20 protein-coding genes, 1 pseudogene and 2 riboswitches are annotated in these 25,318 nt (G+C 65.7%); of the genes and pseudogenes, 5 read left to right on the top strand and 16 right to left on the bottom strand.

Annotated elements, in window-relative coordinates:
• The 4 genes and pseudogenes from ACIP9X_RS20660 to ACIP9X_RS20675 form a co-directional block, all read right to left on the bottom strand.
• Window positions 1-329: pseudogene (locus tag ACIP9X_RS20660) on the bottom strand (L-asparagine permease); the annotation flags it as partial.
• Window positions 330-368: 39 nt separating this feature from the next.
• Window positions 369-1,802, bottom strand: coding sequence for an aspartate ammonia-lyase (locus ACIP9X_RS20665; RefSeq protein WP_400481618.1), 1,434 nt, complete (start codon window positions 1,800-1,802; stop codon window positions 369-371).
• A gap of 12 nt (window positions 1,803-1,814) precedes the next feature.
• On the bottom strand, window positions 1,815-2,930 hold the full coding sequence (locus tag ACIP9X_RS20670) for an asparaginase (RefSeq protein ID WP_400481619.1): 1,116 nt from the start codon (window positions 2,928-2,930) through the stop codon (window positions 1,815-1,817).
• Window positions 2,931-2,962: 32 nt separating this feature from the next.
• Window positions 2,963-3,679, bottom strand: coding sequence for a FadR/GntR family transcriptional regulator (locus tag ACIP9X_RS20675; RefSeq protein ID WP_400481620.1), 717 nt, complete (start codon window positions 3,677-3,679; stop codon window positions 2,963-2,965).
• 126 nt (window positions 3,680-3,805) lie between these two features.
• Between ACIP9X_RS20675 and ACIP9X_RS20680 the strand changes: the two genes are divergently transcribed.
• The 3 genes from ACIP9X_RS20680 (at window position 3,806) to ACIP9X_RS20690 (ending at window position 5,996) form a co-directional block, all read left to right on the top strand.
• On the top strand, window positions 3,806-4,216 hold the full coding sequence (locus ACIP9X_RS20680; RefSeq protein WP_400481621.1) for a hypothetical protein: 411 nt from the start codon (window positions 3,806-3,808) through the stop codon (window positions 4,214-4,216).
• Window positions 4,217-4,434: 218 nt separating this feature from the next.
• Window positions 4,435-4,761, top strand: a complete 327-nt coding sequence (locus ACIP9X_RS20685; RefSeq protein WP_400481622.1) for a helix-turn-helix transcriptional regulator — start codon at window positions 4,435-4,437, stop codon at window positions 4,759-4,761.
• Window positions 4,758-5,996, top strand: coding sequence for a type II toxin-antitoxin system HipA family toxin (locus ACIP9X_RS20690; protein WP_400481623.1), 1,239 nt, complete (start codon window positions 4,758-4,760; stop codon window positions 5,994-5,996). The genes ACIP9X_RS20685 and ACIP9X_RS20690 overlap by 4 nt, the downstream gene beginning before the upstream one ends.
• Window positions 5,997-6,090: 94 nt before the next feature.
• Here ACIP9X_RS20690 and ACIP9X_RS20695 read toward each other — a convergent pair whose 3' ends face one another.
• From ACIP9X_RS20695 to gcvP, 12 genes are all read right to left on the bottom strand, one after another.
• The gene (locus ACIP9X_RS20695; protein ID WP_400481624.1) at window positions 6,091-6,708 is read right to left on the bottom strand and encodes a uracil-DNA glycosylase; all 618 of its coding nucleotides are present in this window, start codon (window positions 6,706-6,708) and stop codon (window positions 6,091-6,093) included.
• 112 nt (window positions 6,709-6,820) lie between these two features.
• Window positions 6,821-8,341, bottom strand: a complete 1,521-nt coding sequence (locus tag ACIP9X_RS20700) for a SulP family inorganic anion transporter (RefSeq protein ID WP_400481625.1) — start codon at window positions 8,339-8,341, stop codon at window positions 6,821-6,823.
• Window positions 8,342-8,536: 195 nt separating this feature from the next.
• Complete coding sequence (locus ACIP9X_RS20705; RefSeq protein ID WP_400481626.1) at window positions 8,537-10,720, bottom strand: heavy metal translocating P-type ATPase; 2,184 nt, start codon at window positions 10,718-10,720, stop codon at window positions 8,537-8,539.
• A 302-nt stretch (window positions 10,721-11,022) separates the two neighbouring features.
• Complete coding sequence (locus ACIP9X_RS20710; RefSeq protein ID WP_400481627.1) at window positions 11,023-12,048, bottom strand: NAD(P)/FAD-dependent oxidoreductase; 1,026 nt, start codon at window positions 12,046-12,048, stop codon at window positions 11,023-11,025.
• 178 nt (window positions 12,049-12,226) lie between these two features.
• Window positions 12,227-13,087, bottom strand: coding sequence for a Rieske 2Fe-2S domain-containing protein (locus ACIP9X_RS20715; RefSeq protein WP_400481628.1), 861 nt, complete (start codon window positions 13,085-13,087; stop codon window positions 12,227-12,229).
• Between the two features lie 111 nt (window positions 13,088-13,198).
• Entirely contained in the window at window positions 13,199-13,483 is a 285-nt protein-coding gene (locus tag ACIP9X_RS20720) for a DUF1540 domain-containing protein (RefSeq protein ID WP_400481629.1), read from the bottom strand.
• 147 nt (window positions 13,484-13,630) lie between these two features.
• Window positions 13,631-14,632 carry a lipoyl synthase gene (lipA, locus tag ACIP9X_RS20725; RefSeq protein ID WP_400481630.1) on the bottom strand — a complete coding sequence of 334 codons (1,002 nt, stop codon included), beginning with the start codon at window positions 14,630-14,632 and terminating at the stop codon, window positions 13,631-13,633.
• Between the two features lie 76 nt (window positions 14,633-14,708).
• On the bottom strand, window positions 14,709-16,121 hold the full coding sequence (locus ACIP9X_RS20730) for an L-serine ammonia-lyase (protein WP_400481631.1): 1,413 nt from the start codon (window positions 16,119-16,121) through the stop codon (window positions 14,709-14,711).
• A 111-nt stretch (window positions 16,122-16,232) separates the two neighbouring features.
• Window positions 16,233-17,534 (bottom strand): serine hydroxymethyltransferase, encoded by a 1,302-nt coding sequence (gene glyA / locus ACIP9X_RS20735; protein ID WP_400481632.1) that lies wholly within the window; start codon window positions 17,532-17,534, stop codon window positions 16,233-16,235.
• 29 nt (window positions 17,535-17,563) lie between these two features.
• Window positions 17,564-17,947 (bottom strand): glycine cleavage system protein GcvH, encoded by a 384-nt coding sequence (gene gcvH, locus ACIP9X_RS20740; protein WP_400481633.1) that lies wholly within the window; start codon window positions 17,945-17,947, stop codon window positions 17,564-17,566.
• A gap of 78 nt (window positions 17,948-18,025) precedes the next feature.
• On the bottom strand, window positions 18,026-19,147 hold the full coding sequence (gcvT, locus tag ACIP9X_RS20745; RefSeq protein WP_400481634.1) for a glycine cleavage system aminomethyltransferase GcvT: 1,122 nt from the start codon (window positions 19,145-19,147) through the stop codon (window positions 18,026-18,028).
• Window positions 19,148-19,156: 9 nt separating this feature from the next.
• Window positions 19,157-22,009 carry an aminomethyl-transferring glycine dehydrogenase gene (gene gcvP / locus ACIP9X_RS20750; RefSeq protein ID WP_400481635.1) on the bottom strand — a complete coding sequence of 951 codons (2,853 nt, stop codon included), beginning with the start codon at window positions 22,007-22,009 and terminating at the stop codon, window positions 19,157-19,159.
• 149 nt (window positions 22,010-22,158) lie between these two features.
• Window positions 22,159-22,259: riboswitch (glycine riboswitch) on the bottom strand.
• Between the two features lie 329 nt (window positions 22,260-22,588).
• A riboswitch (glycine riboswitch) is annotated at window positions 22,589-22,687 on the top strand.
• A 148-nt stretch (window positions 22,688-22,835) separates the two neighbouring features.
• Here gcvP and ACIP9X_RS20755 point away from each other — a divergent pair.
• Together ACIP9X_RS20755 and purU are read left to right on the top strand one after the other, a co-directional pair.
• Entirely contained in the window at window positions 22,836-24,326 is a 1,491-nt protein-coding gene (locus ACIP9X_RS20755) for an amino acid permease (protein WP_400481636.1), read from the top strand.
• Window positions 24,323-25,234, top strand: coding sequence for a formyltetrahydrofolate deformylase (gene purU, locus ACIP9X_RS20760; RefSeq protein WP_400481637.1), 912 nt, complete (start codon window positions 24,323-24,325; stop codon window positions 25,232-25,234). Before ACIP9X_RS20755 ends, purU begins: the two co-directional genes overlap by 4 nt.
• The last annotated feature ends 84 nt before the right edge of the window (window positions 25,235-25,318 follow it).

Genomic DNA, 25,318 nt, shown 5'->3' on the forward strand with positions numbered 1-25,318 from the left:
CGGGCGTAGGAGACGAACGAGCCCGAGGAAGGACGGTGCAGGACGAGTTCGCCCAGGGCGCGCAGGATCAGGAACGCGAAGAACCCGCACACTGCATAGGCGATGACGAGGGAGGGGCCCGCGGCGTTCAGGCGGCCGCCGGCACCCAGGAACAGGCCGGTACCGATGGCACCGCCAATCGCGATCATCTGGATCTGCCGCGGCTTCAGGCTCTTGTGATAGCCCTTATCCTCCGCGTGAAGAAGGGACTCGGTGGCATGCGCCTGGGCGGGGACCGTATGGTCCGTGATGGCCGACTGTGTTGCGGCGCCCTGTTGGGGATTGGACATGGGGGATCCTTTGGTTTCCTGTTGGGGGAAGGAATCTTGCTATTTGCTGAGGTTGGCCAGGCGCTCGGGGCTGAGGAGCTCCTGGAGCTGCTCGGCCGTGAGGAGGCCGTGCTCGAGGACGAGCTCGGCGACGCCCCGGCCGGTGGCGAGGGCTTCCTGGGCGATGGCCGTGGCGGTGGCGTAACCCAGATGCGGGTTCAGCGCGGTGACCAGGCCGATGGACTGTTCCACCGTGAGGCGGAGCCGTTCGGTGTTGGCGGTAATGCCCCGGACGCACCGTGCAGTGAGGGTACGGCAGGCGGCCTCGAGGTGGGAAATGCTCTTGTGCAGGCTGTGCACGATGATGGGCTCGAAGGCGTTGAGCTGCAGCTGCCCGGCTTCGGCGGCCATGGTGATGGTGACGTCGTTGCCGATGACTTCGTAGGCCACCTGGCTGACCACTTCCGGGATCACCGGGTTGATCTTGCCGGGCATGATGGACGATCCTGACTGGACGGCAGGAAGGTTGATCTCGCCGAGTCCGGCGCGGGGTCCGGAGGAGAGCAGGCGGAGGTCGTTGCAGATCTTGGAGAGTTTGACGGCCACGCGCTTGAGCACGCCCGAGAGGTGGACGAACGCGCCCACGTCCTGGGTGGCTTCGATGAGGTCGAAAGCGGTCACGAGCGGCAACCCGGTGATCTCGGCCAGGTGCCGGCAGGCGGTTTCGGCGTAGCCGGCGGGGGCGTTCAGGCCGGTGCCAATGGCGGTGGCGCCGAGGTTGATCTCGTGGATGAGCAGGTCCGCCTCTGCCAGCCGCAGCCGGTCCTCGCCGATAGTCACCGCATAGGTGCCGAATTCCTGGCCCAGGGTCATGGGGACGGCGTCCTGGAGCTGGGTGCGCCCCATCTTCACTACCGTGCGGAACTCCAGCGCCTTATCGGCGAAGGCGTCCTCCAGCTCAGTCAGGGCCTTGAGGAGTTCCCGCGCGGCGAAGATGGTGCCGAGTTTCACCGCAGTGGGGTAGACGTCGTTGGTGGACTGGCTGAGGTTCACGTGGTCGTTGGGGTGCAGCCGCGCGTAATCGCCCTTGAGGTGGCCCAGGATTTCCAGGGCACGGTTGGCGATGACCTCGTTGGCATTCATGTTCGACGACGTTCCGGCGCCGCCCTGGATGACGTCCACGACGAACTGCTCATGGAGCTGGCCGTCCAGAACATCCTTGCAGGCCTGTTCGATGGCGGCGGCGCGCTCGGCGTCGAGCAGCCCGAGCTCCAGGTTGGTGCGGGCGGCGGCCATCTTCACGGCGGCCAGGCCGCGGACCAGGTGCACGTTGGTGGAGAGCGGCTGTCCTGTGATGGGGAAGTTCTCCACCGCGCGGAGCGTGTGCACGCCCCAGTAAGCGCCCACAGGGACGTCGCGGTCGCCGAGCAGGTCATGCTCGGAGCGCATGCCGGACAGGGATTGGGCGTCCGGCAGGGTTTGGGTTTCGGTCATGTGGTGCAGTCCTTAGTTGGCGTCGTTGACAGGGACAGAAGGAAGGAAATCAGCGGCCTGGAGAAGGCCCACGGGTTTGCCGCCGCCCAGGACCGCGCCGGTGGCGATGCCCGCGAGGGGCGCGGTGTCGACGTCGAGCGCTTCCAGGGCGCGGACGGTGACCGGCATGCGCGCGCGGTCGCCGCCGTCGGAAATCTTAATAACGACGGCGCGGCCGTCCGGCAGTCCCACGGCCTGGACGCCCTCAAAGCCGTCCTTCGCCAGCAGGCCGGGCATGCGGCGCATGAGCTCGGTGACATCGCGGCCTTCGCCGGCAACCATCGCCGGGTGGCGCCGCATGGCGTGCGCGACGGCGGCTTCCGGGCTCATCGGGGCGGCTGAGCGGCTGTCGTGGATGCTGATGTTGTCTTCCAGAGGCTCAGCCGCGGCGAGCCTGCCGAAGGCGCGGGCCATTCCTACCAGCGTCAGGGCGAAGAGCGGAGTGCCGCAGCCGTCGGTACTGATGCCGGCCGGCTCCTCGCCGGTCAGCTCCGCCACGGTTTCCGCGACTAGCTGCTGCAGGGGGTGCGACGGGTCCAGGTAGCCCTGCACCGGCCAGCCGTTGATGATGCAGGTGGCGGCCATGGCGGCGTGCTTGCCGGAGCAGTTCTGGGTGATCTGGGTGGCCCGGCCGCCGGCGCGCAGCCATTCTTCGCGCTCCAGGACGCCGTAGGGCAGGTCGGTGCTGTTCTCGAGCGCAGTGTCCGTGAGCCCGTGCATTTCAAGAATCCGGGCAGCGCCGTCGCGGTGTTCCGCAGCGCCCGAATGGCTCGCAGCGGTAAGGGCCAGCAGGTCAGCCGGAAGGTCCAGCCCGGCCCGGACCAGTGCCACGGCCTGCAGCGGCTTGAGCGAGGACCTCGGATAGAACGCCGCCTGCGGCTCGCCGGCGGAAAACAGGATACCGCCGTCCGGCGCCGTGGCGATGAGCGATCCGTAGTGGATGCTTTCCACGAGGCCGTCACGGGTCTGAACGGCAAGCGGTTCGTGCCGCGGGAGCCGTGCGGCGGAAGCGCTGGCTTCGCTTTCGGCGTGCACGGCACCGGCAGGCGCGGTCAACGGAGGGCTTGCGGGCATGGCGGGGGAGGGCATGGAGTCCTTGGGTGATGGGTTGCTGCTGGCGTTTACTGCTTGAGAATGGAGTCGAGGGCGTCCGCGACCGCGCGGAGGTGGGCGCTCATGGCGGTGCTGGCATCAGGGGCCGAGCCGGATTCGATGGCATCAAGGATGCGCTGGTGTTCCTCGTTCGAGGCGTGCTGGCGGTCCTCCGTGACCAGGTTCAGGGTTTCGGACTGGTGTGTCAGGGCGTCGCGGATGTCAGCGACGACGCTCTCGAAGACCTTGTTGCCGCTGGCACGCGCGATCGCCGCGTGGAAGCCGGAATCGAGCACCACCCAGGCTTCGGGGTCGGTCTCGACGACCATCGAGGCCACCATGGCGCGCAGGATGTCCAGGTCTTCGGCAGTACGGCGTTCGGCCGCCAGTCCGGCGGCCGGGACCTCGATGTGCGGGCGTGCCTCATTTAGATCGCGCGCCGAGAATTGGCCAAGAACGAGGTCGTTTGCCACATGGTCAGCGACGACGAAAGTGCCGCGGCCGGTGCGGGTCACGGTCAGGCCCAGGGCGTTGCAGGAGCGGAGAGCCTCGCGGATCACGGAGCGGCTGACCCCGTACTCCTGTGCGAGGGCAGCCTCGGAGTTGAGCTTGTCGCCGACTGCCAGCTTGCCGGATTCGATGGCGCCTCGGATGGCGTTGAAGACAGCCTCGGCGGCGCTGAGGCGGGCGAGCGGCGAAGGAGTTGCTCCTTGCTGTCCGGCTGTCCGGCTGTCTGACAGGTTCACGGTTAAAAATATGGCACGGGTCACAGGGTGTGTCAACTTCTGCCGGCGAATGCCAGGACGGTGAACTTTTGGTTTATGAGCCGCCGGGAGCTACGCGCTGCCACCACTGCCCGATACCCTCCTGCCATGGAGGAATATTCAGAGGAACTTGTCCAGCTTGCCTTCACGGCCCTTGATCACGCCATCGGTTCCGTCGTCTCATCGGGCGCGGACCTCGTACCTTTTGTTATTCGGGAGAAGGGCGATCAACGGGATCTGCAGCGCTACCTCGCCGGACAGCTTCAAGAAAGCGTCGCCGCAGCCCGGCAATCGGTCCGCGAAGAGCCCGTTCCTGACCGGGTGGCCGTTGCCTGGGATGGTTTTGTGACCACGGAGGACGGGCGGCAGGAGGCTGTCTTTGTTGAATCCTACGAACAAGGCACGCCCGCCGGTTTCATTTTGGCCCAGCGTTATCAGCGGGCCGGGTTCCTCAAGAAGAAGCGGGAATCGCTGGGGAACCCTGCCCTGGTAGAGAAGAATACGGCGCCGCTCTTTTGATGTGATGGCGCCCACCGCTGGGGGGGTGCGGTCCGACCAGCGGCCGGACAGAACCTCCGGGGACCCTCGTTGGCAGCGAGATTCAGGTCTTTCGGCGAACCACAGACAGCGGCACCGGTACGTACGTTCCGTTCTTCTTTGCCTGGCTTCCTGCATGGAAGCGTACGATGGGGATTGAAGGTGGGAACGGCACGATCGTACCGGCAAGAGGAGCGGAAATGGCTCAAGAGTTTCCCCTGCAGCTAGCTGAGAAGGTCCGCGCCCGCAGGACCTCGCTGAAACTAAACCAGCAGGACGTGGCGGATATGGCCGGGGTCTCGGAGCGCTTTGTCCGGTTCGTGGAGCAGGGCAAGCCGAGCATCCAGCTCGACTCGCTGCTGGCTGTGCTGGAAACGCTTGGCCTCGAGCTCAAGCTCGCCACCCGGTCCCGGGAAGCCGCCCACGCGCTGGTGCCCCACGCGCTGGTGCCCCAGCCGCCGTCGGCTGTCCAGCAAAGGGGCGCAGCGGAAGACAGTAAAGGCGTCCCAGGGGATGACCTGCCATGAGGCACCGCGTCGCCGACATCTACAAGCGGGGCGTCCTGGCAGCGCGGCTGGAACGGCACGACGGCGGCACGAAGTTCAGCTATCTGCCGGCGTACCTGCAGAGCGGCCGCCCCGCCGTCGCCAGTTCATTGCCGCTGTCACCGGAACCGATGCTATCGGGGGCCGGAGCCGCCCCGCCGTACTTCACCGGGCTGCTCCCGGAGGGGCGCCGGCTGAACGCCCTGCGCCGGTCCATCAAGACCAGCGCCGATGATGACCTTTCCCTGCTGATCGCCGCGGGCGGCAACCCGGTGGGGGACGTGCAGATTGTGGGCCACGGCGAACTGCTGGACCCGGAGGAGCACGCCGTCGAGGTGGACCCCCGCAAGCCCGTGGACTTCGACGAGCTGCTGGGGGACTCGGGCCTGATCGATCCGGTGGCGCTCGCGGGCGTACAGGACAAGCTGTCCGCGGGGATGATCTCCATGCCCGTGGCCAGTGCCGGCCGGCGGTTCATCCTCAAACTCAATGCCCCGGAATTTCCTCACGTGGTGGAGAACGAGTTCATCATGTTCCGGTATGCGGCCAAGCTGCGGATTCCGATGAGCCGCGTGCAGCTGATGCGGGACGTCGCGGGCCGGCCGGGGCTGCTCGTGGAGCGGTTCGACCGGGTGCCGCTGGGGGACGGCACGGCAGGCGATGGTGACCGCGTGGCCCGGCTCGCCGTCGAGGACGGGGCCCAAGTGCTGAAGCTGTACCCGGCCGACAAGTACAACGTGGGGTTCGGAACCGTCTGCCGTGCGCTGGCAGAGTACTGCGCCGCTCCGCTCCCTGCGCTGCGGAACCTGGCCATTCAGGTGGCCTTCGCATGGCTGAGCGGCAACGGCGACCTGCACGCGAAGAACGTGTCCATGGTGCAGCAGCCGCACGGCGAATGGTCTGTCGCGCCGGTGTATGACATCCCCTCCACAGTGGTTTACGGGGACAAGACGCTCGCCCTGACACTCGGCGGCAAGCGCAGCGGCATCTCCCGGAAGCATTTCCTGGGCTGGGCCGCCGGCCTGGGGCTGCCCGAACGCACGGCGGCCCAGGCGGTGGAGCTCGCGCTGAAAGCGGCCGGACCGCTGCTCGCGGACCTGGAGGCCGGCACGGCGTTCGCACCAACAAACGACGACGGCGGCTCGCCCTTCCCGGACATGGTCACCAGGGCGTGGGTCAAGGAGCTCAGGCACCGGCGGAGGCTGCTGGAGGGGTAAGCCGCCCACACGGTTGAGCCGCCCACGCATGTGAACCACGCCGTGCGGAGGGCTGCCCACGCAGGCGGCCCCGCCGTCGTCCTCTTCAGGTGGATTAAAGGTGCTGGATGCCGGCCCGCTGCATGGCGTCTTTGTAGATATCCACGCTCTTGGTGAGGAGCTCTTCCTGCTTGGCCTCGGAAACAGCAAAGGCCCGCCCGCCGAGCGCGCTGGCCTTATAAATTTTGATGCCGCTGTTCTTCAGCGAGGAGTGGTACGTCTTCTCGAAGAGGGTCAGGAAGGTGGAGGCATCCGTGCCGTGGGCGATGATGGCCGAGACCCGCTTGTTGATTTTCAGGAACTGACGGAAGGGGCGCAGCCCGTCGGTTTTTTCCTGAACGCTCAGCGCGGACGGCATGTCCGGGTCGCGCACCCAGGGGTAGGCGTTCCACGGCATGACGTAGCGGGGGTCGAGCTCCGCAAGCTCATAAATCTGCGTGGCCCGGCGCGCGGCTTCGTCGTCATTGAAGTGGGACACGAACCCCGACTCGGTGCCCTTCCCTGGGCTGACGTGCAGGCTCACAATCCGGCACTCGTCCTCGTCGTGGATCGGGTCGATGTAGGGAACGACGGATCCCGGCTTCTTTTCCATGAGTTCGTCGCACAGCTGCGTTACTGCAGCGATGTTCGGTTCCTGTAGCAGGGCCTTTTTTTCGTCCCAGTCAATCGTCACGATCTCTCCCTCTGCAGCAAGGCGTCCAAAATCAGGCGTCTTGTTCCACTGTACGCTTTTGCCGGTTGGGGTGCGCGGGGAGATTCCTCCCGCTGCTTCTGCAGGCGGTCTGTCAGTGCCCGCTGAGCTTGCCGGCGAGGCGTTCGCGCATCTGGAGGCTGGCCTCGTTAAGTCCGATTATTTTCACGTTCTTGCCGTGGTGGTGGTACTTCTCGGTGATCGCATCCAGAACGGCGATCGTGGAGGCGTCCCAGAGGTGGGAGGCGTGCATGTCGATGATGACGTGCTCCGGGTCCAGCGCATAGTCGAACTGGGTGTAGAGGTCGTTGGACGAGGCGAAGAAGAGTTCGCCGTCCACCACGTAGATGGCCGTTTCCTGCCCGTTGAGTACCTTGACGGTGCGCTTGACGGTGACGAAGTGTGCCACGCGCCGGGCGAAGAGGTCCATGGCGACCAGGACGCCGACGCCGACGCCGATGGCCAGGTTGTGGGTGGCGACGGTGACGGTCACAGTGGCGGCCATGACGATGGTTTCGCTTTTGGGCATCATCTTCAGTGTCCGGGGGTGGATGCTGTGCCAGTCGAAGGTGGCCCAGGAAACGAAGATCATCACGGCGACCAGTGCCGCCATGGGGATCACCGATACGAGGTCGCCGAGGGCGACGACGAGGATGAGGAGGAAGACGCCGGCGAGGAAGGTGGAGATCCGGGTGCGGGCGCCGGAGGCTTTGACGTTGATCATGGTCTGGCCGATCATCGCGCAGCCGCCCATGCCGCCGGTGAAGCCGGTAACGATGTTGGCCACGCCCTGGCCCCAGGCTTCCCGGGACTTGTGCGAGCGGGTGTCGGTGACGTCGTCGACAAGCTTGGCGGTCATCAGGGACTCCAGGAGTCCGACGAAGGCCATGGCTAGCGCGAACGGGAAGAGCACCTGCAGGGTCTCGAGAGTGAACGGGACGTTCGGCATAAACAGCGATGGCAGTGACTCCGGCAGGTCACCCTTGTCGCCGACCGTGGGGACCGCGATGGCGGCGAACACCGTGAGCAGGGTCAGGGCGACGATGGCGACCAGCGGCGCCGGTACAGCATTCGTCAGCTTGGGCAGGCCGAACACGATCACGAGGGCCAGGCCCACCAGCGGGTAGACCAGCCACGGGACGTTAATCAGTTCGGGGACCTGGGACATGAAGATCAGGATGGCCAGGGCGTTGACGAAGCCCACCATGACGGAGCGCGGGATGAACCGCATCAGTTTCGCGACCCCGGAGACACCAAGGATGATCTGGAAAATCCCGGCCAGGATGACCGCGGCGATGAGATAGTCGACGCCGTGTGACTTCACCAGCGGGGCGATGACGAGGGCGACGGCGCCGGTGGCCGCGGAAATCATGGCAGGGCGGCCGCCGACGAAGGCGATGGTGACGGCCATCGTGAAGGAGGCGAACAGGCCAAGCCGAGGGTCCACACCGGCGATGATGGAAAAGGCGATGGCCTCCGGGATCAGGGCCAGCGCGACCACCAACCCTGCCAGGACCTCAGTCTTCAACCGGCGCGGTGACATCAAGGTGCCCCGCACGGACTGCAGTTGTTCGGGAGTGTAGGCAGGGGCGTCCGCGGCGGTTTTGACGGCCATTGCTGGCTCCGTTCATGGTCAGGAAGGCGCGCGACTGCGCCTTCGCAATTTGAAGAATGAGGGGGCGCAGCGCTGCACGAGCGATGTGGGGCGCCGGAAGACTCCCGACCACCAGCGTTAATCGTACCGGAGGGGCCCGGAGGTTCTTGTGCTCCTCCGGGCCCCTCCCGGGACCGGTACCTGTGTGTCTGCGGCTCAGTGAGCCTGTGCCGGGTTCAGCTTCAGCCGCCGCAGCAGCTGGGCGTTGAGGGCGACGACGATCGTGGAGGCGGACATCAGCACCGCGCCCGCCGCCGGTGAGAGCACGACGCCGGCGAAGGCCAGGACGCCGGCGGCCAGCGGGACGGCGAGGACGTTGTAGCCCGTGGCCCAGATCAGGTTCTGCCACATCTTCCGGTAGCTGGCCCGGGACAGGTCCACCATGGAGAGCACAGCCCGCGGATCATTGCCCGCCAGCACCACTCCGGCCGACTCCATCGCGACGTCGGTCCCCGCACCAATGGCGATGCCCACCTCTGCCCGGGCCAGGGCGGGGGAGTCGTTGACGCCGTCGCCGACCATGGCCACTTTGAGGCCGCGGTGCTGCAGCTCGGTCACTTTCTTGTCCTTGTCCGCGGGCAGGACTTCGGCGAAGACCTCGTCGATGTTCAGTTCGTCCGCGACCGCCTGGGCCACCTGCCGGGCGTCGCCGGTGACCATGGCGACCTTGATGCCGCGGTGCTGCAGGGCCGCCACGGCCTGGCGGGATTCCGGCCGGATGGCATCTTCGAGGCTGACGGCGCCGAGCACCTGACCGTCGGCCAGGACGTGGAGCACCGCCGCGCCGCGTTCCCGCCAAGCCTTTGTGGTCCCCGCCAGCGCAGGAGGCTCGCTGATGGCCAGCTCCCGCAGCAGTGCCGGTCCGCCGACCTGCAGGGTCCGGCCGTCAACCCTTGCGCGGACGCCCCTGCCGGTCATCGAGGTGAAGTCCGATGCGTGAGGGATATGCAGGTCCTGCGCCTTGGCGGCGCGGACGATGGCTCGCGCAACAGGATGTTCGCTGTCCGATTCGACGGCAGCGGCGAGGGCGAGCAACTCCTCGCGGCTCATGCCGTCGACGGCGGCGGCGTCCTTCAGTTCCGGTTCACCCTTGGTGAGGGTGCCAGTTTTGTCGAACAGCACGACGTCGACGGTGCGCATGCGCTCCAGCGCCATCCGGTTCTTGATCAGTACGCCGGCGCGGGCTGCGCGCTCAGTTGAGATCGCGATAACGAGCGGGATGGCCAGGCCGAGGGCGTGCGGGCAGGCGATGACCAGGACGGTGACGGTGCGGGTCACGGCCTCGGGGACACTGCCCAAGAGGGTCCAGGCGATAAACGTCAGGACGCCCACCCCCGCGGCGAAGTAGAAGAGGAACGCAGCGGCCCGGTCTGCAAGGGCCTGTGCTCTTGAGGACGAGGCCTGGGCCTCTGCAACCAGACGCTGGATGCCCGCCAGCGCGGTGTCATCCCCGACGGCGGTGATCCGGACCCGAACCGTATTGTCCGTTGCCACCGTACCCGCGATAACCGGGTCACCGTCGGAACGGAGCACCGTCTTGGATTCCCCGGTGATCATGGACTCGTCAAACTCGGCCTGACCCTCGGTTACGGTGCCGTCCGCCGGCATCCGCGCCCCGGAGCGGACCAGCACCACGTCCCCGGCCCGAAGCTCGGAGACGCTGACCGTTTCGGTGCCGGAGCCGGTAATCCGCTCGGCCTCGTCCGGCAGCAGCGCGGCGAGGGCATCAAGGGCACCCTGCGCGGAGCCGAGGGCCCGCATTTCCAGCCAGTGGCCCAGGAGCATGATGGCCACGAGCAGGGCGAGTTCCCACCAGAAGTCCAGGTCGAAGCCGCCGATGCCCAGACTGGTCACCCAGGACGCGATGAACGCGACCGTGATGGCCATGCCGATCAGCAGCATCATGCCGGGGCGCCGCGCCTTAAGTTCATTCAGGCCGCCCTGGAGGAACGGCTGGCCCCCGTATAGGAAGATCACCGTGCCGAAGACGGGCGGAATCCATGATGACCCCGGAAACTGAGGCGGGGCGTAGCCAAGCAGATGCCCGAACATGGGGCTGAAGTAGACGACGGGCACCGACAGGGCCAGCGTTAGCCAGAACCTGTCCTTGAACATGGCCGTGCTGTGCCCGGCCTGTTGGCCGTGCTTGTGCACAACGTGGTCGTCATCCACGTCATGACCGGCATGCGCACCGTGACCCTGAACCAGTGCCGGTGCCTGTGTGGTCTCCGCTGTGTCGGACAATCCGGCCGCGTGTTCGCCGTGGCCGTGTTCCCCGTGGATGCGTCCACCGGAAGATGTGGCCATCGGCAGATCAAATCGCTTCTGTGAGTCACGCATGTCAGTTCCATTCCACGTAAACGGGTAGGTGCGCTGGGGTTGAACGGCTGTGACGGGGACAGGTCCCCTGGACATACCACTTCACTGACAACACCAAAAATATACCCCCAGGGGGTATTTCCGTCAAGGGGTGCTGGAGGCCCTGGTGGGCAGCGTTGGGTAGTAGCCGGGGCTTTGTTGCGCGTCTGTGGAGGTGGCCGTGACGGTGCGATCAGAAGGCGCGGCAGAGACCCTGTGCGGCTGGAATGGGCAGCCGCTGGAACAGCCAATGGTGGGGAGGAGCGAGCAATGGAGGGGAGTACCTAAAGGCGGGACGCAGGTCCGGCGCTGCGGTTTTCGTCCATAACCGGATGGTCTGACAAGCCTCGATGGGAAGACAGTGCACCGTTTAGCGCCATGACGGCCTGCCGAGTGTCGTCGGAGACCAGGTCTGCGTTTACGGCGCTGGCCGCTTTGACCCCTGAAGCGGCAGCTGTGATTACCTGCGCCTCTGGGTCCGTGATGTTGCCCGCCGCCCATACTCCGGCTACGGCCGTTCCGCCGCTTTCGTCCGTTTTCAGGTACTGGTTGGAGGGGCCGTCCTCCTGCTGCAGGCCGAGGGACTGCAGCAGGGGAGAGTCTGTGACTGGCTTCGGGCTGACCACCAAGGCCTCGCAAGGGATCACGCGCCCCGAATCCAAAGTGACGCCGGTGAGCGCGTCCCCCATGATGCGAAGGCCTTTCACCCCGCCCTCAACGATCCTTATGGACCGGGCAGCGAGCTGTTCGCGCTCCAAAGCGCTTGGCTCAGGCATGGTGTGCTGGAAAAGAGTGATGTTCTGACTCCACTGCCGAAACAACAGCGCCTCCTGCACTGCTTCCGGTTCTGTGGCCAAAACGCCTACGGCCCGATCGCGAAGTTCCCAGCCATGGCAGTACGGGCAATGCACCACGTCCCGGCCCCACCGCTCCTTGATCCCGGCAACGTCCGGCAGCTCGTCGCCGAAGCCGGAAGCGATCAGTAGCCGGCGTGCGCTAAGCGCCCGCCCATCCTGCAGATGCACCGTGAATGCGCCCGCATGGCCGCTCGCCGCGACCGCCGTGCCTTCTGCAAGCCCCCCGCCGCGAGCCCGGAGTTCCTCCCGACCTTCGGCAAGCAATTCCAGCGGTGACGTTCCCTCGCGGGAGAGGAATCCATGAACTGCGGACGACGCAGCGTTGCGGGGACTTCCGGCGTCGACGACCAGCACTGAGCGACGTGCGGTGGCGAGAGTGACAGCTGCACTCAACCCTGCTGCTCCGCCGCCGACAACGACCACGTCATAGATGTGCGGCTGATTCTCGGACATATGCACTCCAGCGTTTTCGCCCCAGGAACCGCAAAGCCTTTACGGCCGCGCCTTTCCTGATCGGGGACGATTCATGGACGGATTCTGCATACCGCCGGATCTACATCATAAGCAGGCTTAGTACTGCGTGCAAAAGGGTGCAGCGGACATACCCTGGCAGGGCTCAGCTCTACGGGACTCAGCTGGCTGCCCGGCGCCGGCGGACTTCGATCTGGCCGTCATTCACCCGTGCTTCGTAGCTTGGCTGCCGATTGCTTGCGGGGCCCCGGACTATGCCGCCGTCCTCGAGCCGGAACGTGCTGCCGTGCCAGGGACAGATGACGCAGCCGCCGTCGATCTTTCCCTCTTCCAGAGGGCCGCCCATGTGGCTGCAGACACTGTCCAATGCCAGGATGCTGGAGCCTGTCCGGTACACCAGGACGGTGACCTTGCCGGCGCTTACCTTCCGGTGCTCGCCGTCGGCGAGTTCGGACTCAGCCAGGACAGGCGTCCACTCCTTCGGCCCGATCCTGCCGGCCGTTTTGTTGATGTTGACCGCGTTGCTGTAACTGAGATGGCCGCCCAGGAAACCGCCAAACATGAGGATGCCGAAACCCGCCAGCCCCAAGGCTTTCCCCACAGAGCGGCTGCCCGTGGCCCGTGCAACTGCCGAGGACGTAAAGAGGCACAGCGCCGTGCTGTTCGCGACCGCATGAACCGTGCCCACCCGCCGCGCTTTCCCCGTCGTGTCTGACCAGTCATTGAGCCCGGAGGCGGCTGTCGGAATGGCAGTCGCAATTCCCACCGCCACCAGGAGGTCGGCAGCCGGCTCGGAAGCCTTCCCGCCTATGGTGTCCAGCACGGTCGACATGCTCCAGGCTCCAATAGGCAAGTCAGTCATGATCGGATGCAGGGGATGGCCGATGGGCGTGCCGCTCAACAGGTTGCGGACGAATTGCGGCTGTACCGCCCATCCCACGGCCTTCGAAACGGAGGATGCGACCCCGTCGAAGCGGTCGAACCGTTCAATGGCATCCACTAACGCGAGCAACGGGTTCATGGCGGACTCCTTCGTCCCAGTCGTCAGGAAGTACAGCGTTAAATTCAGTTGTTGTGCGGGGAAGCAAACAGGGCCGGCCGCAATAGGCGGCCAGCCCTGTCAGGACGGCGGTTACCGGTGGGCGTAGGTGAGGCAGTCGGCGTTGTCGCGGCCTGGGCCTACGTGTACTTCGGGGGCTCCGCACATGAGGTGGTCGTTGTGGACGCACTCGGTGCGCTGGCAGGCTCCAACGTCTGCGAGGACCTTGGGGAGTCCGCCGTGGGAGCCGGTGTCGATGAAGGTGGCGCAGTGGGCGTGGTTTTCGTCGCCGCCGACGGTGATGGCGGCTGCGTTGCAGTTGGTGTGGTCGTTGAAGGAACAGTTCGTTACGCTGCAGTCTGCGACGTGCGTTGTCATGGGAGATTCCTCCTGGTCCCGGCCGCCCGGACGGGCAGCGCCTTGCGTCCACGGTATGCCGGTCCGCGCCGATCAAAAAGACCCAATCGTGTGCCCTAATTCTGCTTAGGGCCACCTTCTCCCGGCACTCCTTCCCGCAGGTACCAGTTATCCCGCGAGCAGGCTGCTGGCTTCCTGGCGGGTGGTTCCGGAGGATTCGATGTGGGCGAGTTCGGCGGGGATTTCCCGGCCTTTCTTGCGCATCGCGGTGGCCCAGAGCCGGCCGGCCCGGTAGGAGGAGCGGACCAGGGGGCCGGACATGACGCCGAGGAAGCCGATCTCGTCCGCTTCCTGCTGCAGTTCCACGAATTCCTGCGGCTTGACCCAGCGGTCCACCGGCAGGTGCCGTTCGGAGGGGCGCAGGTACTGGGTGATGGTGATCAGGTCACAGCCGGCCTCGTGCAGGTCCCGGAGGGCCTCGGAGATTTCCCCGCGGGTTTCGCCCATGCCCAGGATCAGGTTGGACTTGGTGACCATGCCCAGGTTCCGTCCCTGGGTGATGACGTCCAGGGAGCGTTCGTAGCGGAACGCGGGGCGGATGCGCTTGAAGATCCGCGGCACGGTCTCGACGTTGTGGGCGAACACCTCGGGTGCGGAGTCGCAGATCGCGGCAATGTGCTCGGGCTTGCCGGAGAAGTCCGGGATCAGCAGTTCGACGCCGGTGCCCGGGTTCAGCTCGTGGATCTTGCGGACCGTTTCGGCGTAGAGCCAGACGCCCTCGTCGGCGAGGTCGTCGCGGGCCACGCCGGTGACGGTAGCGTAGCGCAGCTGCATCGCCTGCACGGAGCGGGCCACCTTGGTCGGTTCGAACACGTCCACCGGGGAGGGCTTGCCGGTGTCGATCTGGCAGAAGTCACAGCGCCGGGTGCATTCGGAGCCGCCGATCAGGAAGGTGGCTTCCTTGTCTTCCCAGCACTCGAAGATGTTCGGGCAGCCGGCTTCCTCGCAGACGGTGTGCAGGCCTTCCTTCTTCACCAGGTTCTTGAGCTGGACGAACTCCGGGCCCATCTGGACCTTGGCCTTGATCCATTCCGGCTTGCGCTCCACCGGGGTGGCCGCATTGCGCTGCTCGATACGCAGCATCTTCCGGCCTTCTGGTGCCAGTGTCACAGGAGAACTCCTTCGAGGGTGAAATGCTTTTTCTTGTTTAGGCACGGCAACAGCCGCAGGGGGCGGCGGGCTTCGGCTAGCACGCGACGACGTTGACGGCGAGGCCGCCCATGGCGGTTTCCTTGTATTTGGAGCTCATGTCCTTGCCGGTCTCGCGCATGGTGATGATGACCTCGTCCAGGGAGACGCGGTGGGTGCCGTCACCCCAGAGCGCCATTTTCGCGGCGTTGATGGCCTTCGCCGCGGCGATCGCGTTCCGCTCGATGCAGGGCACCTGCACCAGGCCCCCGATCGGGTCACAGGTCAGGCCCAGGTTGTGCTCCATCGCGATCTCCGCGGCGTTCTCCACCTGCGCCGGGGACCCGCCCATCACCTCGGCCAGGCCCGCGGCGGCCATCGACGACGCCGACCCGACCTCGCCCTGGCACCCGACCTCCGCACCCGAAATGGACGCCTGCTCCTTGTACAGCACCCCGACCGCGCCGGCCGCGAGCAGGAACCGCACCACCACATCATCCCGGTCGGCCTGGCTGGCCCGGTCCATGCCCGGGGCATAATGCAGCGCGTAGTACAGCACCGCAGGAATGATCCCGGCCGCCCCGTTCGTCGGGGCCGTCACCACCCGCCCGCCCGAGGCGTTCTCCTCGTTCACCGCCAACGCGACCAGGTTCACCCACTCCTGCCAGTACATCGGGTCCCGGCCCTTGTCCTCCTTCAGCAGCCGCTCATGCCAGTCCGGAGCCCGGCGGCGGACCTTCAGCCCGCCCGGCAGCAGCCCCTCCCGCTGCAGGCTGGCCTGCACACAGGCCTCCATCACCGCGTAAATGTGCAGCAGCCCCGCCCGGATCTCCTCCTCGGACCGGGAGGCACGCTCATTGAGAAACATGATCTCGCTGATCGAGAGCCCCAGGGCCCGGCAGTGCTCCAGCAGCTCCACCGCGGTCCGGAACGGCAGCGGCAGCTCCTTCTTGGACTCCTCCAGCTCCTGCTGCGCCGCGTCCTCCTCACCCTCCCGGACAATGAACCCGCCACCGACGGAGAAGAACGTCGCCTTATGGATTTCGTCCCCGGCCGCGTCGGAGACGGTAAACGTCATCCCGTTCGTGTGCCGGGGCAGCACCGTCAGCGGCCGCAGCACCATATCCTCCACCCCATACGGCAACGGCACCCCGCCCCCGTCACCCGCGCCCGCCAGGCGCAGCGTCCCGGTCTCCGCGATCGACGCCAGCCGGGACTCCACCTCCTCCGGCAGGATCAGCTCAGGATGAAAGCCCTCCAACCCCAACAGGATCGCCGTCATCGTCCCGTGCCCGTGCCCCGTCGCGGCCAACGACCCATACAGATCCACCCGCAACGACGCCACCCGCTCCAGCACGCCCGAAGCCCTCAGCTCCTCCGCGAACACCGCAGCAGCCCGCATCGGCCCCACAGTATGCGAACTCGACGGGCCAATCCCGATTGAGAAAAGGTCAAAGACACCAACAGCCATGCGCTTGGTTCCTAACTAGATGATTGTTGTGGTCGGGTTTGGGGCGGTGCGGCCCCCTCCGGGGGCCGCACCATGGTGACGTACGCGGCCCCAACGGGCCAAAAGAGGCAGTTAGCCGAGGTTGGTCATGCCCGGGTAGAGCGGGTGCGCGGCGGCGAGAGCCTCGACGCGGGCGCGCAGGCCCGAAAGGTCGGCACCGGCGTCGGCGGTCAAAGCCTCGGCGATGATGTCCGCGACCTCTGCGAACGCGGCTTCGCCGAAGCCGCGAGTGGCGAGCGCCGGGGTGCCGATGCGGAGCCCGGAGGTGACCATCGGCGGGCGCGGATCAAACGGCACGGCGTTGCGGTTGACCGTGATGTCGATCGAGGCGAGGCGGTCCTCGGCCTGCTGGCCGTCGAGCTCACAGTGGCGGAGGTCCACGAGGACGAGGTGCACGTCGGTTCCGCCGGAGACCACGGAGATGCCCTTGGCGGTGACGTCCGGCTGGACCAGGCGTTCGGCCAGGATCCGGGCGCCGGCGAGCACGCGCTCCTGGCGCTCCTTGAACTCTGCCGAGGCCGCGATCTTGAATGCCACGGCTTTGCCGGCGATGACATGCTCCAGCGGTCCGCCCTGCTGGCCGGGGAACACGGCCGAGTTGATCTTCTTGGCGATGTCGGCGTCGTTGGTCAGGATGATCCCGCCGCGCGGACCGGCAAGGGTCTTGTGCGTGGTGGAGGTGGTGACGTGCGCGTGCGGCACGGGGGACGGGTGCAGCCCCGCAGCAACCAGACCGGCGAAGTGCGCCATGTCCACCATCAGGTACGCACCGACCGATTCGGCGATGCGGCGGAACTCGGCGAAGTCGAGCTGGCGGGCGTAGGCGGACCAGCCGGCAACGATCAGCTGCGGCTTGTGCTCCTGGGCCAGGCGCTCCACCTCGGCCATGTCGATCCGGTGGTCCTCCTCGCGGACCTGGTACGGGATCACGTTGTAGAGGCGGCCGGAGAAGTTGATCCGCATGCCGTGCGTCAGGTGCCCCCCGTGGGCCAGGTTCAGGCCCATGATGGTGTCCCCCGGCTTGATCAGCGCATGCATCACCGAGGCATTGGCCTGGGCGCCCGAGTGCGGCTGGACGTTGGCGAATTGGGCACCGAACAGGGCCTTCACCCGGTCGATTGCAAGCTGCTCGACGACGTCCACGTGCTCGCAGCCGCCGTAGTAGCGCTTGCCCGGGTAACCCTCGGCATACTTGTTCGTCAGCACCGAACCCTGTGCCTGCATCACGGCGGCAGCGGTGTGGTTCTCGGACGCGATCATCTCCAGGCCGTCGCGCTGGCGGGTGAGTTCGGCGTCGATCTTCGCCGCGATCTCCGGATCCAGCTCGCTAAGCTCAGCGTTGAGGCTGGGGGAGACGACCTGCTGGAAGGCCATTGTCTCTATGCCTGCGGCACGGGCGGCGCTCACAGCTCGCCGCCGTTCTTGGACGCGTATTCCTCGGCCGAGAGCAGTGGGCCCTCGGACTCGACGGCAACCTTGAAGAGCCATCCTGCACCGTACGGGTCGTTGTTGATGACCGCCGGATCGGAAACAACAGCGTCGTTGATTTCTGTGATCTCGCCCGTCACCGGGGAGTACAGGTCAGAGACCGACTTGGTGGACTCCACCTCGCCGCAGGTCTCCCCGGCGGTGACAGCGGAGCCAACCTCGGGAAGGTCCACGTAAACAATGTCACCGAGGGCATCAGTGGCAACAGCCGAAATACCGATGGTCGCCGGTCCGGATCCGTCAGCAGCAACCCATTCGTGCTCAGCGGAGTACTTCAGTTCAGAAACAACTTTGCTCATGTGATCTTTTCCTTTTACGTTCGAAATCGTGTGGTTGCGTACAGGGCTGCTGAGCGCATGCCCCGATTGGCCTAACAGCTACTTGGCGCGCTTGTAGAACGGGAGGGCCACCACTTCGAAAGCTTCCGCTTTGCCGCGGAGGTCTACCTCCAGGACGGTGCCGATTTCGGAGAGGGCGACGTCGACATAGGCCATAGCGACCGGGTAGCCCAAGGTGGGGCTGGGCTGGCCGGAGGTCACTTCGCCGACGACGTTGCCGTCCTTGAGTACGGGGTAGTGGCCGCGGGCGGCGCGGCGGCCCAAGCCCTTGAGGCCAACGAGCTTGCGGCCCGAGGTGGAACCGGCTCCGGCTTCCTTTTTGGCGGCCAGAGCGGCCTTTCCGACGAAGTCGCCTTCCTTGGAGAGTGCGACGACGGGACCCAGGCCGGCAGCGAACGGGTCGCCTTCGAGCGACAGTTCGTTGCCGTACAGCGGCATGCCTGCTTCGAGGCGGAGCGAGTCGCGGCAGGCCAGGCCGGCCGGGATGAGCCCGTGCGCAGCGCCCAGGTCCAGCAGCGCTTCCCACAAACCGGGGGCATCGGCATTGGGCACGTAGATCTCGAAGCCGTCTTCGCCGGTGTAGCCGGTGCGGGCCAACAGCAGGGTCTGGCCATTGATTTCCACCTCCACCGCAGCGTAGTACTTAAGGCCGGTGACCAGCTCGTGCTGCCCGGCCGGGACCAGGCCCAACAGGATGGCCTCGGCGTTGGGTCCCTGGACAGCGATCAGGGAGGTCTCGGCGGAGACATCGTCCACGACGACGTCGAATCCTGCTGCCCGCTCGGCCAAAGCTGCGGCGACCGTGACGGCGTTGCCCGCGTTCGGCACCACAAGATACTTTTCATCGCTCCGGCGGTACGAAATCAGGTCGTCGATGATGCCGCCGTCCTCGTTGCAGATCAGCGAGTACTTGGCCTTGCCGACGGCAATCGAAGACAGTTTTCCGGCCAGTGCGTAGTCCAGGAACGCTCCGGCGTCCGGCCCGGTCACCCAGACTTCACCCATGTGGGAAAGGTCGAAGAGGCCGGCGGACTTGCGGACGGCGTGGTGCTCGGCCAGCTCAGAGGTGTATTTGAGCGGCATCTGCCAGCCACCGAAGTCGGTGAAGGAGGCGCCGGCCTTTTTGTGCTCGTCATAGAGTGCGGTGTAGTTCTCAGTCATGGGAAGTCCTTAGTTTTCGAATGCTTCGATTGGCGGGCAGGAGCAGACCAGGTTCCGGTCGCCGGCTGCGCCGTCGATGCGGCCCACGGGCGGGAAGTACTTGTCCTGCTTGAGCGAGGACACCGGGAAGGCGGCCTGCTCGCGCGAGTAGGAGCTGTCCCAGTCAGAACTTACGACGGCGGCAGCGGTGTGCGGTGCGTTGCGGAGCGGACTGTTCTCCACGGTGAAGTCGCCGGCAGCGACCTGTTCGATCTCGGCGTGGATAGTGATCATTGCGTCGATGAAACGGTCGATCTCGGCCAGGTCCTCGGACTCGGTCGGCTCCACCATCAGGGTCCCGGCCACCGGGAACGCCAGGGTGGGGGCGTGGAAACCGTAGTCGATCAGGCGCTTGGCCACGTCCTCGGCGGTGACGCCGGTCCGTGCGGTGAGTTCGCGCAGGTCCAGGATGCACTCGTGGGCCACGAGGCCGCCCTCACCGGTGTAGAGCACCGGGAAGAACTCGTTCAGGCGGGAGGCGACGTAGTTTGCGGCGAGCAGCGCGGACTTGGTGGCCTCGGTCAGGCCCTCGCCGCCCATGAGCTTTACATAGGCCCAGGAAATCGGCAGCACACCGGCGGAGCCGTAGCGCGAAGCACTGATCGCAACGCCGTGACCGGCCTCGTGTGCTGCCTTGTTCGCGTCACCGGGCATGAACGGCGCCAGGTGGGCCTTGGCCGCGACCGGGCCAACGCCGGGTCCCCCGCCGCCGTGCGGGATGCAGAAGGTCTTGTGCAGGTTCAGGTGGGACACGTCCCCGCCGAACTTGCCCGGCTGCGCCAGCCCGACCAGGGCGTTCAGGTTCGCACCGTCAACGTAGACCTGGCCCCCGGCGGCATGAACTGCGTCGCAGACCTCGCGGACGTCGGCGTCGTACACGCCATGGGTGGAGGGGTAGGTGATCATGATGCAGGACAGCGCGTCCTTGTTGGCCTCGATCTTGGCGTACAGGTCCGCGTGGTCGATGGTGCCGTCGGCGGCGGTGGCCACCACGACGACCTTCATCCCGGCCAGCACGGCGGAGGCAGCGTTCGTGCCGTGCGCCGAGGCAGGGATCAGGCAGATGTTCCGCTGCCCCTCCCCGCGGGAGCGGTGGTAGCCGCGGATCGCCAGCAGGCCCGCCAGTTCGCCCTGGGAGCCGGCGTTGGGCTGGATGGAGACCTGGTCGTAGCCGGTGATCTCGGTCAGCTGCGCCTCCAGGTCCGCGATCAGCTCACGCCAGCCCTCGGTCTGGGAATCCGGCGCGAACGGGTGGATCGAGGCGAATTCCGGCCACGAGATCGCTTCCATCTCGGCGGTAGCGTTCAGCTTCATGGTGCACGAGCCCAGCGGAATCATGGTGCGGTCCAGTGCCAGGTCCCGGTCCGAAAGCCTGCGGATGTAGCGCAGCAGCTGCGTCTCGGAGCGGTGCGTGTTGAACACCGGGTGCTGCAGGTAACCGGAGGTGCGGAGGACAGACTCGGGCAGGTCAAAGCCTGCTGCGTCACGCACGGGACCGGCACCAAAGGCGACGGCAACGGCGGACAGTGTCGCCGCCGTCGTCGTTTCATCAACGGAGACGCCCACAGTGTCCTCGTCGATGAGGCGCAGGTTGATGCCGCGGGCTTCCGCTGCCGTGATGACCTTCCGGGCCTTGCCCGGGACGCGCACGGTGAGGGTGTCGAAGAAGGACTCGGCGACCAGTTCGCGGCCGGCTGTTTTCAGTGCGGCTGCCAAAACACGCGTGTTGTTGTGGACCGTTTCGGCAATCGCCTTCAGGCCGTCGGGGCCATGGTAGACGGCGTAGAAGGAGGACACGATGGCCAACAGCGCCTGCGCGGTGCAGATGTTGGAGGTGGCCTTCTCGCGCCGGATGTGCTGCTCGCGGGTCTGCAGTGCCAGCCGGTAAGCGGTGGCGCCGGCGTTGTCCTTGGAGACGCCGACGATGCGGCCGGGGAGTGTGCGCTCCATGCCGGTCCGCACGGCCATGTAGGCGGCGTGCGGTCCGCCGAAGAACAGGGGCACGCCGAGGCGCTGGGTGGAACCGACGGCGATGTCCGCGCCCTGCTCGCCCGGAGGCGTGATCAGGGTCAGCGCGAGGAGATCGGCAGCAACGGTGACGAGCGCGCCCCGTTCCTTGGCGGCGGCGATCACGGCTGACTGGTCCCAGACCCGGCCGGAAACGCCCGGCTGCTGCAGGACGACGCCGTTGATGTCGCCGTCGGGCAGTCCCTTGGACAGATCGGCGACCTCGACCTCGAAGCCGAGCGCCTCGGCGCGGCCCAGCACGATGGCGATGGTCTGGGGAAGGCAATCGGCGTCCAGGACCGTCTTGCCGTCCTTGGCGTCCTTATTTTTGTTGGCCCTGCGCATCAGCAGCACCGCTTCAGCCACGGCGGTGGCTTCATCGAGCAGCGAGGCGTTGGCCACGGGCAGGGCGGTCAGGTCCTGGACCATAGTCTGGAAGTTCAGCAGCGCCTCGAGGCGGCCCTGGGAAATTTCGGGCTGGTACGGCGTGTAGGCCGTGTACCAGGCCGGGGACTCCAGGATGTTGCGGCGGATCACCGGCGGCGTCACGGTGTCGTAGTAGCCCTGCCCGATCATCTGGACCGCAGTCTTGTTCTTCGCTGCCAGCCGGCGGAGCTCAGCGAGGACCTCGACCTCGCTGAGCGCGGCGGTGAGCTGCAGGGGGTTCTCTTGGCGGATGGAGGCCGGAACGGCGGTTTCAACGAGGCCATCGACCGTGTCGTAGCCGATGCTCTTGAGCATGATGTCGACGTCAGCCTGGCGCCGGGCACCGATATGCCGGTCAGCGAAAGTTGACGGAAGCGATTGAATCGTCATGAGGAACTCCAGGTCTGGCCGGCCTGAGGGGCACGGCATGGGTTGGGTTCCTCCCCGCTCTGTATTGGACCTGAGAGATTCCGCGGACATGGTCTTCCGCTTGCACCGTCGGTGAGCCAGGACGTTGCCTGACTACTTTCCAGAGTTGCCTCGCCGCAGCGGTACTTGGGCCTGAGAGATTCCTGGGGAGGATTTGCTCCTACGGCGCCTGCCCGGTGAATGACTGGGAGGACTCTCCCGCCACGGCTCGAAAGGCTATAAAAATGTGGGTGATTCGGCTCACAACTTACAGGAAAACTCCTTGCAGGCCAAATTGGGGCCGCGGCGCCGGTTCTTCAAGCGCTCGTTGTGAAGGCAGCCAGGGCGCCTGAACCAGGGCGCCTGAAAAGGGGTCGGTTTGACTTTTGCGCGTGACCAAGACCACACTGAACCGGTGGCTCGCGGGGCTCGAACCGGCTCAGCTAATCTTGGGCGGTACGCCCCCAGACAGCCCGATCTGCGAGATTTGAGATGGTGACGGCAGAGCCAGCCACCATCGCACGCATGATTCTTATCCCCTACACAACTGAAAAATGCTTACGACCTGCGGCGGGAGAGTCCTGCCGGTACATTCAGCAGGGCGCCGTAGGAGCAAATCCTCCCCAGGAAACTCTCAGGCCCCCGTACCGCCGCGGCGAGGCAACTCTGGAAAGCAGCCGGGCTGGTACCGGCTCACCGACGGTGCAAGCGGAAGACCATGTCCGCGGAATCTCTCAGGTCCAAGACAGAGCGGGGAGGAACCGAATCCTTGTGGCAATCGGATGCCACTTGAACGATGGAGTTCCTTATGACGATTCATCCCCCTGCTTCCTCGACCGGCGAGGCTCCCCGCCTCGAGCGGCAGCTGAGCAACCGGCACATCCAGCTGATCGCAATCGGCGGTGCCATCGGCACGGGCCTGTTCATGGGCTCCGGCAAGACCATCTCGGCTGCCGGTCCGTCCGTCATCTTCGTCTACATGATCATCGGCTTCATGCTTTTCTTCGTCATGCGCGCCATGGGCGAGCTGCTGTTGAGCAACCTGAACTACAAGTCCTTCAGCGACTTCGCCGCTGACCTGCTGGGCCCATGGGCCGGGTTCTTTACCGGATGGACGTACTGGTTCTGCTGGGTGATCACAGGAATTGCCGATGTGATTGCCATCGCGGGGTACTCCCGGGAACTCTGGCCCGGACTGCCGCTCTGGATCCCGGGCCTGGCCACAGTCGCCATCCTGCTGCTGCTGAATCTCACCACTGTCAAGGCATTCGGTGAAACAGAGTTCTGGTTCGCCCTCATCAAAATCATCGCCATCGCTGCCCTGATCATCGTGGGCATGTTCATGATCTTCAGCGGGTTCCAGAGCGACGCCGGCACGGCCAGCTTCACCAACCTGTGGAGCCACGGGGGCTTCTTCCCCAACGAATTCATGGGCTTCGTGGCCGGTTTCCAGATCGCCGTGTTCGCCTTCGTGGGTATCGAGCTCGTGGGCACAACGGCCGCCGAAGCGAAGAACCCGGAGAGGAACCTTCCCAAGGCCATCAACTCCATTCCGATTCGCGTGCTGCTCTTCTACGTGGGCGCCCTGATCATCCTGATGTCCGTCACGCCCTGGACCCAGTTCGCCGCCGGGCACAGCCCCTTCATCGCCATGTTCTCGCTGGCCGGACTCGGAGCCGCTGCCACGGTGGTAAACCTCGTGGTACTGAGCTCGGCAATGTCCTCCGCCAACTCCGGCATCTACTCGACCTCGCGGATGGTCTTCGGCCTGGCCGAGGAAGGGGACGCGCCCGCTGTCTTCAGCAGCCTGTCCCGCCGTAAGGTGCCCCAGAATGCACTGTTCCTTTCCTGCGTGCTGCTGCTCTCGGGTGTAGTGCTGATGTACGCCGGGCAGGATATCGGCAAGGCGTTCGACATGGTCACCACCGTCTCTGCCGTGTGCTTCGTATTCGTCTGGTCGATCATTCTCGCCAGCTACATCGCATTCCGACGCCGGCGCCCGCACCTGCACGCCGCCTCGAAGTTCAAGATGCCAGGCGGCATCCCGATGGTCTGGGTGGTCTTCGGATTCTTCGCCTTCGTGCTTTGGGCGCTCACCACCCAGCCGGACACCCTGGTTGCATTGCTGGTGACACCGGTCTGGTTCCTCATGCTCGGTGCGGCATGGCTCGTCCTGCGCCGCCGGCCGGCCCACCTGGCCCGTTTTGCCGCCTTCCAGGACGCTTTGCGAGCGGAGGAGATTGCCGCCCGCGAGCAGTCCGGCCGCCTGCTGCAGGAGAAAGAGAGCATCAAGGGATGATCGGGACCAAGCCGACACCGGCTTCCATCGCTCAAGTGCCTGACTCACGCGGGTCCGGCGGGGAGTTTGTACTCACGTTCCGCTGCACGGATTCGCTGGGCATCGTCCAGGCCGTCTCGGAATTCCTGCTGAGGCACGAATGCTACATCGTCGACATCAAGCAGTTCGGGGACCGGAGCGAGGGGCACTTCTTCATGCGGGTGCACTTCACGTCGACAGCCGGCACCGCAACCAGCGAGCAACTGCGCCAGGATTTCACGCCGTTGGCTGAGGAGTGGCGCATGGACTGGCGCCTGGAGCGCCACGGCCGCAAGCAGCGCATCCTGGTGATGGTGTCCAAGTACGAGCACTGCCTTAACGATCTGCTGGTACGCGCCCGCAGCGGTGAGCTGCCCGTTGAGATAGCGGCGGTGGTGTCCAACCACGGAGACCTGGAAGGTCTTGCCGCCTGGCACGGGATCCCGTTTCAACACATTCCCGTCAGTCCTGAAACCAAGCCCGAAGCGGAAGCCCGCCTCCTCGAGCTGGTGGACGCCTACGACGTCGAACTGGTGGTCCTCGCCCGCTACATGCAGGTTCTCAGCGATTCCCTGACGGCCCGGCTTGCGGGGAAGGCCATCAACATCCACCATTCCTTCCTGCCCAGCTTCAAGGGTGCCAAACCGTACCATCAGGCTTATGAGCGCGGCGTGAAGACAGTCGGAGCCACGGCCCACTACGTCAATTCAGAACTTGATGAGGGCCCGATCATCGCTCAGCAGGTCATCGAAGTCGACCACACCTACACTCCCTCCGATCTCGTGACCGTGGGCAAGGACGCCGAGTGCAAGGCACTGACGAACGCTGTGCGGTGGCATGCTGAGGGAAGAATCATTCTTTCCGGGAACCGGACGGTCATCCTTCGCTGACACGTCTTCTGATGCGGGGCCGCTGCAACAGGCGGTCCCGCATCAGAGACCAACCCGTGCCGTGCGCCGTTAGGGCCGGCCAAA

This window comes from Arthrobacter sp. NPDC093125, from assembly GCF_044754225.1.
GTDB lineage: Bacteria > Actinomycetota > Actinomycetes > Actinomycetales > Micrococcaceae > Arthrobacter.